Origin of the sequence: Paraburkholderia sp. BL21I4N1, assembly GCF_002973525.1 — a bacterium.
Taxonomy (GTDB): Bacteria; Pseudomonadota; Gammaproteobacteria; order Burkholderiales; family Burkholderiaceae; genus Paraburkholderia.
The window spans coordinates 404,776-420,599 of record NZ_PVEN01000001.1; the positions used below are offsets into that span (position 1 = coordinate 404,776).

A 15,824-nucleotide genomic window follows, 5' to 3' on the forward strand; every position below is an offset into this window, starting at 1 on the left:
ATGGATCGCGCTTAGTCGGCCGCGCCGTCTTCCGACAGGAACTGCGCCACGTGCGTGACGAAGCGCTGCGGGTACTGGTACAGCGAGCCGTGGTTGGCATCCGGGTAAAGGATCAGCTGAGCGTTCGACAGGTTCTGCTGAAGAATCCACGAATTGATCGAGTAGATGATCACGTCGTTATCGCCGTTGACCACCAGCGTCGGTTGCTTCAGGTCGTTCAGATAAGCGAACGGCGTCGGACGCGGCGCGCCCCACTTGGCCAGCGCGGCGAGTTGTGCGGGCGCGACTTTCTCGTTGGCTTCCGGGTCGCGTCCTTCGGTGCGCAGACGGAAACGCTGCAGGAACCGGCGACCCGCGGCCTGGCTCGCTTCCGAAGGCGAGAAGTGCACGCGCAGCCACAGATGGTCCGGCTCGGCATAGGTCGCGCCGAAAATGTCCTGCGCTTCCGGCGTCAGCGATTGCATCGCTTCACCGCTGCGCGGACCCGTGCCGACCAGAATCAGACGGCGCACCAGCTTCGGCTCGGCAATCGCCAGCGTCTGCGCGATCAGACCGCCCATCGAAAAACCGAGCACGTCGACCTGCGTCAGGCCGAGCGCCCTGATAAACGCGGCGGCGTTGGCGGCCATCGCCTCGATCGAGTCCGGCACCTCGCCCGAGCTGCTGGAGATGCCGGCGTTATTGAACAGGATCACTTCGCGGCCTTGCGCGAGGCCATCGGTCACGGCTGGGTCCCAGTGGTCCATCGTGCCGGTGAAATGGATGTTGAACACGAGCGGCACGCCGCCGGTCTTGCCGAAGCGGCGATACGCGAAGCGGATGCCGTTCGCGTCGACGTACTGGGTCGGGGCGGTCTGGTGGGTGTGCGTGGTCATTTCAGGTTCCTCTGCGATATAGATGAAAGGCATGGTGTGCCGGTGTGTCGTGTCGATTGCGTCGCTGCCTGATGGTTAATGTAGTGGGGACTTGCGCAAAGGAAAAAGACTTTGTAGGCTGGCTGGCATGCCTGTGAGGCATGTCTTGCCAAGAGGGCTTATGGAGCTTCGACATCTGCGGTATTTCGTGGCCGTCGCCGAGACGGGCAGCCTGACGGTGGCGGCGGAACGGCGTTTGCATACGTCGCAACCTTCGCTGAGCCGGCAGATTCGCGACCTTGAGGACGAGGTCGGCGCGGCGTTGTTCAGCCGCAGCGCACGCGGGGTCGAACTGACCGCGGCGGGCAAGGCCTTTCTCGACCATGCGCGGCTCGCGCTGACGCAGGTCGACGCGGCGACCGAGGCCGCGCGCCGTGCGTCGCGGCCGGCCAAACAGGTGTTTGCGCTGGGGTTTCTGACCGGCCAGGAAATGACCTGGCTGCCGCGCGCCATGCAGGTGCTGCGCGACGAACTGCCGAATATCGATGTCACGGTATCGAGCCATTACTCGCCGGATCTCGCCGACGCGCTCGCGCGCGGCAAGCTCGACCTTGCGTTTCTGCGCGCCGAGCCGGGCTTAGATCTCGACTACAAGGTGGTGTACCGCGAAAAGCTCATCGTGCTGATGCCGAGCGATCACCGCTTGACCGAGCGCGCGACGATCCGCGCGGAGGATCTCGTCGGCGAGACGTTCATCATGGCGTCGAACAAGGCGAAGGTGCTGCACGACGTGATCGAACAGTATCTGCAGCAGAGCGGCGTGACGCTCACGCCGGAGCATGGCGTCGACAATCTGGCGATGGCCATGTCGCTGGTGGCGTCCACGCGCGGGCTCGCGCTGATGCCGGAGTATGCGAACAATCTGCTGCCGTGGTCGGTTGTGAGCCGGCCGCTCGAAGGCGATGCGCCGGGCGTCGATCTGGTGATCGGTTATAGCCGGGCGAATACGTCGCCGGTGCTGAAGCTGTTTTTGTCGCGAGCGGAAGAACTGGTGATGTCGGTGATGACGGCGTCGCGTTGAGGCGTTCGTGACCGGTACGCCGCCACGCCGTTTTGCCGTGAGATCGCGCTAGCGGCTTGCGGATCGGTTCACCTATACTCGATTCACCTTGCAAGGCCGCCCATTCGTTGTCATACCAACAAAACGGAGCCTCCCATGCGTGTAGCGATGCGAAACGCCGCCCTCGGGCTGCTGATCGGTTTCACGGCGAGCGTCAGCGTCGGTGTGCAGGCCGGCTCCGGCTCCAGTACTTGCGGCACGGGGTGCAAGGCTCAAGGCCAACTGCTCGATCATCACGTGTCGCTACGGCTGAGCGCCGCGGCGTTTGCAAAAATGCTGGCGTCGAATGCCTCTGGCCAACAGCTCACGCAGATCGCCGGTGCGCCCACTTGCGGTGTCGAGATCGTGACGTTCCGCTATAGCACGATCGGCGGCGCGGGCGAGCCGACCCAGGCCAGCGGCGCGCTGATGCTTCCGGCCGGACACGCGTCCGCATGCAGCGGGCCGCGTCCGCTGATGATCTACGCGCACGGCACCACGCCCTACCGTCAGTACAACCTCGCCGACATCACGCAAACGGACCCCGCCAATACAGACGGTGCCGGCGAAGGCCTCGCGGTGGCCGCAATGTATGCGGCTCACGGCTACATCGTAGTGGCGAGCAATTACGCGGGCTATGCCGGCTCCGATCTGCCGTATCACCCGTATCTGAACGCCGACCAGCAATCCGCCGATGTGATCGACTCGCTGCGGGCCGCGCGCCTCGTGCTGAACGACACGAAGCACGGACCCAGAACCCGCGAGAACGGCAAGTTGTTCGTCACCGGTTATTCGCAGGGCGGCTTCGTGGCGCTGGCGACGCATCGCGCGTTGCAGGCGGCCGGCGTGAAGGTCACCGCGTCGGCGCCGGGATCGGGCCCATACGCATTGGCCGCGACCGCCGACGCGCTGATCGAAGGCGAAGTCAACGTGGGCTCGACGCTCTTCACGACGCTGGTCGTGACGGGTTATCAGCACGCTTATGGAAACATCTATCGCCAGCCCGGCGATTTTTATGAAGCGGCGTACGCGCCGGGTATCGAGACCTTGCTGCCGAGTCTGCAACCGCTCGATGCGATTTTCGCCGCGAAGAAATTGCCGCCGACGCAGCTCTTCAGCAGCGTGCCGCCCGCGCCGCCATTCGCTGCGATGACGCCGCCCGCCGCGCCGCCGCTCGTGCCGGTTGCGCTGAAGCCGGTGTCCGCGGCGGGATTTGGCGACGCCAACCTCGTGCGCAACGACTATCGCCTGGGGTTGCTCGAAGACGCCGCTGCTCATCCCGACGGTGCGTTTCCGCAGCCGACGCCAACCTGGACGCCGGCCGCGAATCCGCTGCATCCGCTGCGTCAGGCATTCAAGCGCAACGATTTACGCAACTGGGTGCCGCGAGCGCCGGTGCAACTGTGCGGCGGCGAGGCGGATCCGACGGTGTTCTTCTTCAACGCGCGCACCGAGCAGGCGTACTGGTTGAGCGCGAAGGTGCCGGCGGGACTGACTTCGGTGCTGGATGTGGACTCGCCTGTGAGTGGGCCGAATGATCCCTATGCGCCGATCAAGCAGGGTTTTGCGGGAGCGAAGGCGTCGCTCGCAAAACAGGCGGTGGCGAGCGGCGCGACCGATGGTGGCGCTGCCGCCGTGTTGCAGGCGTATCACGGCGAACTGGTCGCGTCGTTCTGCATGGTGGCCGCGCGAGCGTTCTTCGCGAACTTCTGACGAGGCGCGCGCGGCAACGACCCGCGCGCCTCCACTCAATTGCCGAACAGCGACGCTTGCGTGCCGACGCCCGGCGCGTGACGTGCGGGCCTGGCTTTCGCCTCGACCTTGTGCGCGGGTGCGAGTGCCGGAACCGGCGTCGATGTTGTCATTGCCCCATCCGCCGCCGCTTCCAACGAAGTCTGCCCCGCCTCCAGCGACAACAGCAGCATCTTGTTGGCCAAGCCGCCCGCGAATCCGGTCAACTCGCCCGAAGCGCCGATCACGCGATGGCACGGCGCCACGATGGAGATCGGGTTCTTGCCGTTCGCCGCGCCGACGGCGCGCACGGCGTTGATATTGCCGACCTGCACCGCGATTTCCGTGTAGCTGCGCGTCTGGCCGAACGGAATCGTCAACAGCGCGTGCCAGACTTTCTTCTGGAACTCGGTGCCCTGAAAGTCGAGCGCGAGGTCGAACGCCTGGCGCTTGCCGGCGAAATACTCGTTCAATTGCCGTTCGCTTTCGATCAGGATCGGGCGATCGTTCGCCTCGATCAACGCGCCGAGACGAACCCGGTTCGGCTTGTCGTTTTCCCACAGAATCGCGGCCAGCCGTTCGCCGTTGGCGACGAGCTTCAACTGTCCGACGGGTGAATCCATCAACTTGTATGCGTAGGTCACGGTGCTGCTCCTGGCGGGTTGGAGGGGCGGCATGCCGGTGAGGCGAGGCCGCGATGTCGCGTAATGCGCGCCGATATTCAACAGGGTGAACTTCGTAGCCGCTGCCCGCGCTCCAGATCTTGCTGTTCAATTCGTGTGAAAGCATGACAGATGTACGCGTCGTATGGGGGCGTTTTGGTCACGGTGGATTGAATTACCGCGAACGCGGACCCGTTCGCCGCGACTCAGTAGAATTGAGGCCCCCGGTACAACGCGTACCGGCAACGGATAGCCAGACCACGACTTTGATCACGACACTTGAACAACTGCGGGCCGGCCAGCTCGCCGGCGCGCGCCAGCTCAAACTGGCGTGCGGGCTCAGCGAATTTCCGCGCGAAATCTTCGATCTGGCCGACTCGCTGGAAGTCCTCGACCTGTCCGGCAATGCGCTCAGCGCGCTGCCTGACGATTTGCCGCGCCTGAGCAAGCTGCGCATTCTCTTCGCGTCCGACAACCTGTTCACCGAATTGCCGCACGTGCTGGGGCAATGTGAGCAACTGAGCATGATCGGCTTCAAGGCCAACCGTATTCGTGAAGTGTCCGGCAATGCGCTGCCGCCGCTGCTGCGCTGGCTGGTCCTCACCGACAATCGGGTCGACGCGCTGCCGGTGGAAATCGGCCGCTGCACGCACTTGCAGAAGTTGATGCTGGCCGGTAACCAGCTGCGTGCGTTGCCCGACACGCTGGCCGCCTGCACGCGGCTCGAATTGCTGCGTCTCGCCGCGAACCAACTCGATAAGCTGCCGGCCTGGCTGCCGCGCATGCCTCGGCTTGCCTGGCTGGCGTACGCCGGCAATCCGTTCGACGAAGCGCTGGAAGCCTCGGCGCTGATCGACACGCCGATCGCGGCGATTCCATGGGATGCCTTGAAACTCGAACAGACGCTGGGCGAAGGTGCGTCCGGCGTGATCTATCGCGCGGAACTCCTGGAGCCGCACGAAGGCATCGTGCGGCCCGTCGCCGTCAAGCTGTTCAAGGGGGCGGTAACCAGCGACGGTTTGCCCGACTGCGAAATGGCCGCCTGCATCCAGGCCGGCGTTCATCGGAACCTGATCCCGGTGGCGGGCAAAGTGGCGGACCATCCGGCGGGCACGCATGGACTCGTGATGGAATTGATCGATCCGCGCTTTGGTAACCTGGGCGGTCCGCCGAGCCTCGAGTCGTGTACGCGCGACATCTACGCCGCCGGCACGCGCTTCGATCCGGCGTCCGCGTGGGCGATCGCGCAAGGCATCGCATCGGCGGCGAGTCATTTGCATCGGCGCGGCATCATGCATGGCGATCTGTACGCGCACAATATTCTGTACGACGGACACGGCCACGCGCTGCTGGGTGATTTCGGCGCGGCATCGATCTATCGCACGGAAGAGGCGGATACCGCCGCGGCGCTGCAGCGCCTCGAAGTCCGCGCTTACGGATGCCTGCTCGAAGAGTTGCTCGAGCGCTGCGACTGGCGCGACACGCAGGGCGGCGTGGCGGCGAAGCTCGCGGAGTTGAAGGACAATTGCCTGAGCGAAACGACCGGTAGCCGTCCGCTGTTCGACGATATCGCAGCAGCCTTGCTCGCGTTGAAGCCGGTTTGATGCTTGTCGCCATGCGCGCTGGCGAGCGCGGCAGACGGTGCACATCGAGTTGCGGAATCGCGATTCGTCAGCCCAGCGGAGGAGGAACACGTCCATGACGCAGAAGACGCTCGGAAGGAAGTCTCCTTGGGCGACGTTCCAGGAGAACCCGCCTTCGGGCATGCGCCGCCGCGTGCTGTTCGCCGGCACGCTGGCCATCGCGGGTCTCGCAACCTCGCCCACGGTTCAGGCATTGCAAGGCGGCAAGCTGAAGGTCGGTCTCGTGCTGAAGTCGCTTGCCGATCCGTTCACGGCCGCCATGCAGAACGCCGCGCAGAACTACCAGAACCATTACGCAACGCAATTCGGCTTGACGGTGCGCGGTACGGCGTCGGAGGGCGACACGGCCGTGCAGATTCGCATGGTCGAGGACATGATCCGCGCGAAGATGGACGCGATCGTGATCGCGCCGACCGACTCCAAGGCGCTGACGCCGGTGATTGCGCGCGGGATCAAGGCCGGCATCATCGTGATTACGATCGACAATCCGCTCGACGACGCGTCTCAGGACGCGGCCGGTATTTCCGTGCCGTTCGTCGGCCCGAACAATCGCAAGGGCGCGTTTGAGGTGGGGAAGGTGCTGGCCGTGCGGCTCAAGGCGGGCGACGAAGTGGGGATCATCGAAGGTATTTCGGCGGATCGCAATGCCCAGCAGCGCACGGCGGGTGCCAGGGAGGCGATGAGCGCGGCGGGTATCAACGTGGTCGCCGTGCAATCGGGTCGTTGGGATTACGGCAAAGGCCGCGACGCGGCTGCGGCGATGCTCGGCGAGCATCCGCAATTACGCGGACTGCTGTGCGGCAACGACAACATGGCAATGGGCGCGGTCGATGCCGTACGCGACGCGGGCAGAACCGGCGGCGTGTCGATCACCGGCTATAACGATATCGACGCGATCAAGCCGTTGATTGCCGACGGCCGCGTGCTCGCCACCGTCGATCAGTTCGCGGACCGCCAGGCCGTGTTCGGGCTCGACGTGGCATTGAAGGCGGTGGCCGAGCAGAGGAAAGAAGGCGACCTGTCGAGGGTGATCGAGACGCCGCTGCAACTGGTCACGGCGCCTGCGCGTTGAGGGCCGCGCAACGCGTCGGCAAGGCCTCGTATTGCAACACGCTGCCTTGCACGACCGCTGCACCCGCCACCTGTTAATTCGCGCTGACCTTGTGCGGCTTGGTCGCTTTTTCGAGCTTGTTGTACTCGAACTCGGGCACGGACTTCAGCGCGTCCTTGGTTGCGCCCGGCAGGAACAGATTGCCGTCGCGAATCTCGAAGTGGTCGACCGAAATCGCCACATAATGCTTGCCCATGCCGAGGAATCCGCCGACCGAGACGACCGCGTAGGTGGCCTTGCGATCCGGCGAAATGATCACGTCGTAGATGCTGCCGATCTTGTCGTTGAGGTCGTTGTAGACCGGTTCGTCGACCAGCGCCCGGCGCACGCTCCAGCCCTTGAGCAAGGCGTTGGTTTGCTCGACCGTGCCGCCGAGCGGTTGCAGGCCGGCCACCTGGGCGATTGCGCCCTGCGAGGCGCAGAGCGCGGCGAGCGCGGCGGCGCAGATCAGTGTCTTGGCTTTCATTTTCTACTCCTGGTTAGGTGTCGGAATGGATGCCGGACGGGTCCGGCAGTCAGCCTCCTGCCAAGGAGAAGCGATAGCACGTCATGTGCCCGATCGCGCTACAACGCGGGCTCGACCGCACGCAACGGCGCATGACCGGGTGGCACACGTCGCGCGCGCCAGGCATCGCCGGCGGCCACGATCGCGCCTTGCAGCGCCGCGCCGGGGCCGAAAGCGGCAATCACCACGTCGGGCGGATAGGGCACGGCGCGTTTCAGCAACGACCGGAGGTCGTCCACCATGCCCGGAATCCGCGCCATGCCACCGCCGATCACGATTCGCGACGGGTCCAGCATCAAGCTCAGATTGACGATATGCACGCCAAGGCAATGGAGCGTGTCGTCGAGCAGTGCGCTCACTTGCGGTACGGACTCGCGCATTGCAAACGCTTCACGCGTGGTGACATTGCGTCCCAGCAGCGCGCTCACACGCTCGCCGATCGCACGGCCCGACACGAAGTCTTCCAGCGGCGCGCCGTCATCGACGAACACCGTCTCGCCCGGCACGCCGCGCAACTGATAGCCGATCTCGCCGGCCGCGCCATGCGCGCCGCGCAGCACCTTGCCGCCAATCACCGCCGCGGCCGCGAGACCCGTACCCAGGTTCACATACAACCCACACTCGACGCCGGCCAGCGCGCCGCAACGGGCTTCCGCGAGCGCGGCGGCTTTGACGTCGGTTTCGACGCCGACGCATTGAATCGCGAATCCCCTGCGTAGTTCGTCGTGCAAGGCGAGCCGTTCCCAGCCCGGGTTGTTCGGCGCGAGGCGAATGCCGTCCGGTTTCACGATACCCGGCGTGACCGCCGCCGCCGCGAGCAATTCGCCGCCGATGTCGGCCGCGGTCGTCGCGATGAGCGCTCGCGCCGCGTCGAACATGCGTCGCATGACGGTCTGCGCGCCTTGTTGCGCCAGGGTCGGAATCTCCGCTTCGTGAAGGCGCTGTCCGGTTTCCGTGGTGGTCGACATGGCGATCTTGGTGCCGCCGAAATCGATCGCCAGCAGAAATCCATGCTGCCCGGCGCTGGCGTGGCTACTAGCGCGCCGGGTCTCATCCAGGTCGTTAACGTGCATGCGTTTGCGTGGTAGCAGAAGCGGTTGCGGTGCTGCTCATCTGACGTTCGAGAAACACTTCGCGGATCGGTTTGGGACCAAACGGCCATTGACGCGCCACGCGTGCCCAGATCAGGAACGCGATCAGGCCGAGCACCAGCCAGCCGGTCGACATCAACTGCGACTGACGGTCGGTCGCATAGAACACGTAGAGCCAGCCGACCAGCGCGACCAGGCTCGGCAGCGGATACAACCACTGGCGGTACGGCCGTTCGAGCGTCGGCTGACGGCGGCGCAGCACGGTCAAGGCCGCGATCTGCGCGACCGACTGCAACAGCACCGCAACGGCGACCAGCATGTTGATCACGGAGGTCAGGTCGAAAAACGTGCCGGCCGCCGTGACCACGCCCATCACGATCAGTGCCACGTGCGGGAAATTGTGTTTGGGATGCAGCTTGCCGAAGGCGGCGAGAAACACGCCGTCGCGCGCCGCGTAGAAGGGAACGCGCGAGCCGCCGAGCAAGCCGGCGAAGACCGACGCGAACGCCGCGAACAGGATCAGCACCGTGACGATCGCCGCCGCCGTATGCCCCCAGTTGCGCTCCACGACCAGCGACGCCACCGACGTCGACTTCGCGACCTCCTGCCAGGGCACGGTGCCGATCACGCCGATCTGCATCGTGAGGTACAGCACCATCATCGCGATGATGGACACGATGATTGAACGCGGCATCACGCGGCCGGGGTTTTTCAGTTCGTCGCCCATGTACGCGGTGGTGTTGTAACCCGCGTAGTCGTAAATGGCGATGATGAGGCCGGCGCCGAGGCCGGTGAAAAACTTGCCGAGATCGCCCGCGCCGGCCGGCAGCGTGGTCGCGAGGCTCAGATGAAAATCCGAGTACGCGGCGGCGATGGTCAGCCCGACCGCCAGCATCATGATGACCCACAGCACCGTGCTCAACGCGCGAATCGATTCGATCCGGCGGTACAGCGCGAGCACCACGAGCGCGGTCACGCCGACGCCGATGGCGTGCGTCTGCCATGCCGTCAGCGCGGGCAGAAAGAAGCCAAGGTACTGCACGAAACCGATGATGCCCGTGCTCATGATGAGCGGAATGGACAGCATCGCGGTCCAGACGAACAGGAACGGCATCAGCTTGCCGGTGCGGTACTGAAACGCTTCGCGTACGTAGAGATAGGTGCCGCCGGCGCCCGGCATCGCCGCGCCGAGTTCGGCCCAGACGAGGCCGTCCGCCATGGCCAGCACCGCGCCGAGAATCCAGCCGATGATCGCGAGCGGCCCGTTCAGCACGGCGACGATCGCCGGAATGGTCAGGAACGGCCCGACGCCGCAAATCTGGATCATGTTCACGGCGATCGCCGGGAACAGGCCGACCGAACGGCGGAAGTGCGGCGCCTCGGCCGTCGGCTCGGCGGCCGAGGCAGCCATGGCTTGCGGGGACGGTTCCCGCCAGGTGGAATCGCTCATCGATATCTCCATGCGGCGCTCGCCGCGTCGTTGATCGGATGCTTGGGCATTCATCTCATTTTTGTGTTGCCGAATGATAGGAAACTTTCTTTACTAATTCAAGCGAGCCAAAAATGTTCGTTCCGCTCGGCAAGGGTGGCGGCTTGCCCCGCCGTACAGTCGTTGATAGGATCGGCCATCCCGAAACCAGACCGCCCATGCACGCGCATAGAAAGCACAGCCAGCCGACCGTCACCCGAGGCCCCGCGTTTGTCCGCCAGGGCAACGAATGGGCGATTTACCAGCATCTGCTGTCGATGGCACCCGCCTCCAGCCCGCAGCTCGCGGAGAGTACGGGCCTGTCGAAGGTGACGGTCACGGCCGCGCTGAGCAATCTCGAACGCTTGGGTCTGGTCGAACAGACGGGGGTGCGCGGCGGCAGCGCGGGGCGTTCTCCGCGTCTTTACGCGCCGCGCGCCCGAGCGGGCTTCGTGGTCGCGATCGACGTCGGCGCGGAATGGATTCGCGGCGCGGTGGCCGATCTGACCGGCACGGTGGTGGCGCGGCTCGACAAGCGCACGCCAGCGAAAGTGGAGCGCTTTGTCGCACGCATCGTCGAGATCGTCGACGCGATGCTGGACGAGCAGCAGGTTTCGCGCGACGCCGTGCTCGCGACGGTGTTCGGTTCGCCGGGCGTGCTGGACGTCGATCACGACCGGCTGCGTCTCGCGCCGAACCTGCCGGATCTGGAGCGGCCGGGGCTCATTCCTTCGCTCAGGGACGCACTCGACGCGGACCTGTTCGTCGAGAACGACATTAATCTGGCCACGCTAGGCGAACAGCAGCACGGACTTGGGCGCGGCATCGACAATTTCGTGTTCATGTCGGTCGGTACGGGCGTGGGTCTCGGGATCATTGCCGACGGCCGTTTGCATCGCGGCGCGCATGGTTTTGCGGGCGAGATCGCGGTGTTGCCGGCCGCGCCCGTGGTCGGCTCGAAATCGGATGGCGTGTACCGGCCGATGTTCGAAACATCGTCGGCGGCGAAGGGGATCGTTGCGCAGGCGCAGCAGCACGGGCTGACCGTGTCGAATGCCGAGGAGGTGTTCGTCGCGGCGAACGCCGGCGATCAACGCGCGCTCGACTGCGTGGCGGAAGAGGCGCGTCAGCTGTCGTGGGGCCTCGCGTCGATCATTCCGATTCTCGATCCGAAACTGGTGGTGCTGGGCGGCGGCGTCGGCCGCAGCGGCGCGTTGCTGTTGCCCGCGATCCGCGATCATCTCGCGCAATGGCTGCCGATTCCGGTGCCCGAATTCGCCGTGTCGGCGACCGGCACCGACGCAGTGCTGCTCGGCGCGATCGTGCTCGGTGTCGAGCGGGCGCGGGTGAAGGCTTTCGAGCGCTTGGGGTACGCGACGACGGCTTAGCGAGGGCGATGGCGGTGCGACCGCGTTGCGACTTCACGAAACGGGGTATGTGGTCTGCCAACCCCCACCCAGCGCTTTAAACAACGTCACGAGCGATACCGCCACCTCGGTCGAACTTGCAGCGAGCGCCTGCTGCGTGCCGAGCAGATTCTGCTGCATGGTCAGCACATTCAGAAAATCCGCCGCACCGGCAACGTATTGCCGTTGCGCGTTGTCGAGCGCGATCCGGTTCTGTTCGACCGCTTCCGCCAGCTTGTCGTGATGCGATTGACGTGCGTCGTAATCGCTCATTGCGTTGTCGACTTCGTGCCAGGCGTTCAGCACCGTGCGCTGAAATGCGATGGCCGCTTCCTGTTGTTGCGCTTCGCGCAGCGCCAGGTGTCCTTTCAGCCTGCCGCCTTCGAATAGCGGCACGGTCAACGCCGGACCGACGCCGAACATGTGCGAACTCCATTGGTCGAGATCGCCGACATGCATGGCCTGCAAACTCAGATTTGCCGACAGCGTGACGCGTGGATAAAAATCGCCGACCGCCACGCCGATACGCGCGGTCGCGGCGTGCAATCGCGCTTCGGCAACGCGAATGTCCGGCCGGCGCTCCACCAGTTCCGACGGCAACCCGGCCGGCACGCGCGACGGCAGCGCCGGAATCGGTGCGGCGTCGCGCAACTCGTTCTTCAGCGTGTGCGGCGGCGCGGCCATCAGAAAGCTCAACGCGTTGACGAGGCGCGCGTGCTGGTTGTCGAGCAACGGTAATTGCGCTTCGATCATGCTGACTTGCGCGGCGGCTTCGGCCATGTCCAGATGCGTCGCGACACCGTCGGTGAAACGGATTTTCGTCAACGCCAGGCTGTGCCGCGCGATCTCCAGATTTTGCTGAACGATCTGCTGCTGTGCCTGCACGCCGCGCAATTGCAGATAGTCGCTCGCGGTTTCGGCGAGCGTTGCGAGCAATACGTCGCGGCGCAGATCCGCGCTGGCTTCGACGTCGGCATCGACGGATTCGTTTTCGCGCCGCACGCGGCCCCACAGATCGAGTTCCCACGACGCGTCGAGTCCCGGCTGCCACACGTTGAAATCGTGCTTGCCGCCGAGCCCGGCAACGTCGAGTAGTCCGTTCTGGCTCGAGCGCGCGTGTTGGTAAGACGCCGTGCCCTCGACCGAGGGCAGTGCATCCGAGCCGCTCACACGACGTGCGGCGCGAGCTTGCATCAGCCGTGTGCTGGCGGTCTTGACGTCGAGACTGGCATGCGCGACACGCGTGATCAGCGACGACAGTTCGGCATCGTGAAACACGTTCCACCACAGCGGATCGAGCGCGCCGTCGACGATCTGCGACGGCGCGGCAGAGAGAGACGGGGTTGTTTGCCCCACTTCCCAGCGCGCCGGCAACGCAGCCGCCGGGCGATGAAAATCAGGCCCGACCGTGCAGGCAGTGAGGCTCAACGCGCAAACCCCCAAGGCGATTCGTGAGATCGATGTGTTCATCGCGCAGCGACCTTTTCGCCGGCCGACGAAGCATGCGCGTCGCCGGTGCGAATCGTTGCATCGACCGACATGCCGACGCGCAATTTATCGAGCGACGCCTGGCCCGCGCGCAGCACGATCTTGACTGGAATCCGCTGGACCACTTTGGTGAAGTTGCCGGTGGCGTTGTCGGGCGCAATGGCGGCGAACGTGACGCCGGTCGCGGGCGCAAAACTGTCGACCGTGCCGCGCAACACCACACCCGGATAGGTGTCGACACGAATCTCGGCGGGTTGGCCGGGACGCACGTCGGTTAACTGGGTCTCCTGGTAATTCGCCACGATGTAGGCCTGCTGCAACGGCACGACCGCCAGCAACGGCGTACCCGGCGTGACGTACGCGCCGACCCGCGCCGCGCGCTGCCCGACCACGCCGTCGATAGGCGCGACGATGCGGGTCCACGACAGATCGAGGCGCGCCCTGTCGAGCGCGGCTTGCGTCTGCTGGAGCGTGGCTTCGGCGCGCTCGCGCTGGGTCGTCAGCACGGCGACCTGCTGTCTGGCCGCTTTCAACGCGGCGTCGTTGCGCGCGACGTCGGCGAGCGCGGTGTCGGTGCGCGAGCGTGCCTGCTGCGCGTTCTGCGTACTGCCTGCGCCGTGTTGTGCGAGGTCGGCGTAGCGGGCGTCGTCGGCGCGCGCGAACACGGCGTTCGCGTGGGCGGCGGATAACGCCGCGGCGGCCTGATCGATCAGCGACTGTTGCTGCAGCAGGCTCGCCGACACGTTGTCGATTGCCGCCTGCGCAGCCGCGACGTTGGCCTGTGCCGAGGCCACGGCCGCCGCGTAATCGCGGTCGTCGATCTGGGCGAGCAATTGCCCTTTGCGCACGACCTGATTGTCGTCGACGCGGAGCGCGCTGATCTGGCCGGCAACGCGCGGTGCGACGACCGTGTAATCGGCGCTGACGAAAGCGTCGTCGGTGTTCGGTCCGGAGGGTTTCAACGCGCCGTAGACGAGTGCTGCGGACAGGCCGATCAGCACGATCGCTGCCGTGCCGACGGCGTAAATCTTGTTCGATTTCGACTCAGACATAGGTCAACCTTTTTACTCATTCGATCGGATCGGTGGATCGCTTTACGGTTTGAGGGGCGGTGGTGCGGGCGCGGGCGTAGCCGGCATGACGGCGGCGCGCGGCGGATACACCCGCGTCGGGATCACCGCGATCAACGCGATGAGCACCAGCGCGACGCCGGTCATCAAACGGAAGACATCCGCCGACGCGAGCACCAGCGCCTGTTCGCGGATGTGTTGATCGAGCAGCGCCAGCGCTGCATGCGGATCGACGTGCAGGCGCGTCGTGAAGTCCCGCTGTGTCGTCGCGAACACTTGCGGCCGGTTACCCAACTGATCGATCAGGACGTTCGAATGGAAGCGTTCTCGCGCGCTCGTGAGGCCTTCTGTGACGCCCGTGCCGACCACGGCGGCGAAACCCTTCACGGTGTTGAACCAGGCGGACGCGAACGGACCTTCCTGCGGCGTCATGCCGTTGGTCGAGAGCATCAGCAGCGGAATCACCGCCATGGGCTGCGCGACGATCTGCATGATTTGCAGCGTGTAGAAGTTGTCGCGAATCCAGTCGGACGTCATGAAGCTGCCCGCGAAACACGAAAGGGCGATCAGGCCGAGTCCGCACGCCAACACCCAGCGGCAATCGACGCGCCGCAGATTGCACAGCGCGGCGACCGCGGGCAGCGCCACGAGTTGCGGCAACGCGACGCATAGCGCGAGCGGCGCGAGCTGCAACGGGCGGTAACCGCGCACTTCGATCAGATAGCCAGCGGGCACGCTCGGCACGGCGACCAGAATCAGCAGCACGCCGCCGAGCGTGAGCAGCGCATGCGACAGATTGCGTCGCGCCAGCAACTGGATCTTGAAGAACGGCAACGGCTGAAACCATTCGTTGACAAAAAACAGCGCCAGCATCGCAGCGCCGCCGACGAGCAGCGCGCAGAGCCACGGCGCGTCGGTCCAGCCGACGCGAGTGCCTTGCTCCAGCGCGATCACCAGCATCGCCATGGCGGGGAAGCCGAGCAGCACGCCGCGCCAGTTGAATTGCTCGAAGCGTTCGAGGCGCAACGGATCTTGCGGCAAACCCCACGCGATCATGCCGATCGATACCAATGCGAGCGGCACGATCTGCCAGAACAGGAACCGCCAGCCGACATAGTCGGTCCAGAGGGCCGCGAGGGGCGTGCCGAGGTTCGGCGCGAAGGTGGCTGTCAGCGCGTACGCGGCGAGGCCGTACAGCTTGATGCCGGGCGGCAGGAAGCGCAGCGCGACGGTCATCAGCATGGGCGGGAGGCAGCCGCCCGCGAGTCCTTGAAGCGCGCGCAGCGCCACCTGCGCGCCGAACGTCGAAGCGAACGGAAAGACCACGCCGAGCAGCGCGAACGCGGCTACCGCGCCGATCGTGAAGCGCCGCAACGAGAAGGTTGCCGAACACCATGGCGCGAACATCATCGCTGAGACTTGCGTGACCTGGTACGCGGTGCCGAGCCACGACGCGTGATCGCGGCTGATGCCTAGCGCGCCTCGAATGTCGGCCATGGCGGTGTCGGTGACGTGGTCGTTGAGTTGCGCGATCACGACGGCGATCAACACCCCCACGAGGCCGACGACCACTCGTGTGGTGAACGCAGGGGCTTTGGGCGGAGCTGCTGCTTGCGATGATGTCTGCGACGGTGCCGCGAACACGGGCACGGGATTGACGACGGTGTTCACGCGACTCGCCTGTCACGCAAACGAT

At 65.3% G+C, this 15,824-nt stretch carries 13 protein-coding genes; 5 read left to right on the forward strand and 8 right to left on the reverse strand.

What is annotated here, in order from left to right; all coding sequences use genetic code 11:
• Positions 1–11: 11 nt before the first annotated feature.
• Positions 12–875: an alpha/beta fold hydrolase gene (locus B0G83_RS01835; protein WP_105506533.1), complete on the reverse strand. Its 864-nt coding sequence runs from the start codon at positions 873–875 to the stop codon at positions 12–14.
• Positions 876–1,035: 160 nt separating this feature from the next.
• Here B0G83_RS01835 and B0G83_RS01840 point away from each other — a divergent pair, with 160 nt between their 5' ends.
• Positions 1,036–1,935, forward strand: a complete 900-nt coding sequence (locus B0G83_RS01840; protein ID WP_105505721.1) for a LysR family transcriptional regulator — start codon at positions 1,036–1,038, stop codon at positions 1,933–1,935.
• A 135-nt stretch (positions 1,936–2,070) separates the two neighbouring features.
• Positions 2,071–3,666: a S9 family peptidase gene (locus B0G83_RS01845; RefSeq protein ID WP_105505722.1), complete on the forward strand. Its 1,596-nt coding sequence runs from the start codon at positions 2,071–2,073 to the stop codon at positions 3,664–3,666.
• A gap of 35 nt (positions 3,667–3,701) precedes the next feature.
• Here the strand turns inward: B0G83_RS01845 and B0G83_RS01850 are convergent, their stop codons facing one another.
• On the reverse strand, positions 3,702–4,328 hold the full coding sequence (locus B0G83_RS01850) for a methylated-DNA--[protein]-cysteine S-methyltransferase (protein WP_105506534.1): 627 nt from the start codon (positions 4,326–4,328) through the stop codon (positions 3,702–3,704).
• Positions 4,329–4,612: 284 nt separating this feature from the next.
• On the opposite strand from B0G83_RS01850, the gene B0G83_RS01855 reads away from it, so the two are divergent.
• A complete protein-coding gene (locus B0G83_RS01855; protein ID WP_105505723.1) occupies positions 4,613–5,950 on the forward strand; it encodes a leucine-rich repeat-containing protein kinase family protein in 1,338 nt (445 codons plus the stop codon).
• 160 nt (positions 5,951–6,110) lie between these two features.
• On the forward strand, positions 6,111–7,061 hold the full coding sequence (locus B0G83_RS01860) for a substrate-binding domain-containing protein (protein ID WP_105505724.1): 951 nt from the start codon (positions 6,111–6,113) through the stop codon (positions 7,059–7,061).
• 73 nt (positions 7,062–7,134) lie between these two features.
• On the opposite strand, the gene B0G83_RS01865 is transcribed toward B0G83_RS01860, so the two are convergent.
• The 3 genes from B0G83_RS01865 to B0G83_RS01875 all read right to left on the reverse strand — a co-directional run bounded on the left by B0G83_RS01865 (position 7,135) and on the right by B0G83_RS01875 (position 10,146).
• Entirely contained in the window at positions 7,135–7,566 is a 432-nt protein-coding gene (locus tag B0G83_RS01865; protein ID WP_105505725.1) for a PRC-barrel domain-containing protein, read from the reverse strand.
• 98 nt (positions 7,567–7,664) lie between these two features.
• Positions 7,665–8,678 (reverse strand): ROK family protein, encoded by a 1,014-nt coding sequence (locus tag B0G83_RS01870; RefSeq protein WP_105505726.1) that lies wholly within the window; start codon positions 8,676–8,678, stop codon positions 7,665–7,667.
• Positions 8,668–10,146, reverse strand: coding sequence for an APC family permease (locus B0G83_RS01875; protein ID WP_105506535.1), 1,479 nt, complete (start codon positions 10,144–10,146; stop codon positions 8,668–8,670). Before B0G83_RS01875 ends, B0G83_RS01870 begins: the two co-directional genes overlap by 11 nt.
• 197 nt (positions 10,147–10,343) lie before the next feature.
• On the opposite strand from B0G83_RS01875, the gene B0G83_RS01880 reads away from it, so the two are divergent.
• Positions 10,344–11,552 carry an ROK family transcriptional regulator gene (locus B0G83_RS01880; RefSeq protein WP_181156662.1) on the forward strand — a complete coding sequence of 403 codons (1,209 nt, stop codon included), beginning with the start codon at positions 10,344–10,346 and terminating at the stop codon, positions 11,550–11,552.
• A gap of 33 nt (positions 11,553–11,585) precedes the next feature.
• Here the strand turns inward: B0G83_RS01880 and B0G83_RS01885 are convergent, their stop codons facing one another.
• From B0G83_RS01885 to B0G83_RS01895, 3 genes are read right to left on the reverse strand one after another with little or no spacing between them, the layout of a single operon-like run.
• Positions 11,586–13,040 (reverse strand): efflux transporter outer membrane subunit, encoded by a 1,455-nt coding sequence (locus tag B0G83_RS01885; protein WP_105505728.1) that lies wholly within the window; start codon positions 13,038–13,040, stop codon positions 11,586–11,588.
• Positions 13,037–14,110, reverse strand: a complete 1,074-nt coding sequence (locus tag B0G83_RS01890) for an HlyD family secretion protein (protein ID WP_105505729.1) — start codon at positions 14,108–14,110, stop codon at positions 13,037–13,039. The genes B0G83_RS01885 and B0G83_RS01890 overlap by 4 nt, the downstream gene beginning before the upstream one ends.
• A 42-nt stretch (positions 14,111–14,152) precedes the next feature.
• Positions 14,153–15,799 (reverse strand): MFS transporter, encoded by a 1,647-nt coding sequence (locus tag B0G83_RS01895; protein WP_258167642.1) that lies wholly within the window; start codon positions 15,797–15,799, stop codon positions 14,153–14,155.
• Positions 15,800–15,824: the final 25 nt, after the last annotated feature.

Excerpts from the sequence above, each read along its gene's own strand:
- B0G83_RS01835 (WP_105506533.1), bottom strand. The coding sequence starts at position 875 with ATGACCACGCACACCCACCAGACCGCCCCGACCCAGTACGTCGACGCG.
- B0G83_RS01840 (WP_105505721.1), top strand. The coding sequence starts at position 1,036 with ATGGAGCTTCGACATCTGCGGTATTTCGTGGCCGTCGCCGAGACGGGC.
- B0G83_RS01845 (WP_105505722.1), top strand. The coding sequence starts at position 2,071 with ATGCGTGTAGCGATGCGAAACGCCGCCCTCGGGCTGCTGATCGGTTTC.
- B0G83_RS01860 (WP_105505724.1), top strand. The coding sequence starts at position 6,111 with ATGCGCCGCCGCGTGCTGTTCGCCGGCACGCTGGCCATCGCGGGTCTC.
- B0G83_RS01865 (WP_105505725.1), bottom strand. The coding sequence starts at position 7,566 with ATGAAAGCCAAGACACTGATCTGCGCCGCCGCGCTCGCCGCGCTCTGC.
- B0G83_RS01870 (WP_105505726.1), bottom strand. The coding sequence starts at position 8,678 with ATGCACGTTAACGACCTGGATGAGACCCGGCGCGCTAGTAGCCACGCC.
- B0G83_RS01875 (WP_105506535.1), bottom strand. The coding sequence starts at position 10,146 with ATGAGCGATTCCACCTGGCGGGAACCGTCCCCGCAAGCCATGGCTGCC.
- B0G83_RS01880 (WP_181156662.1), top strand. The coding sequence starts at position 10,344 with ATGCACGCGCATAGAAAGCACAGCCAGCCGACCGTCACCCGAGGCCCC.
- B0G83_RS01885 (WP_105505728.1), bottom strand. The coding sequence starts at position 13,040 with ATGAACACATCGATCTCACGAATCGCCTTGGGGGTTTGCGCGTTGAGC.
- B0G83_RS01890 (WP_105505729.1), bottom strand. The coding sequence starts at position 14,110 with ATGTCTGAGTCGAAATCGAACAAGATTTACGCCGTCGGCACGGCAGCG.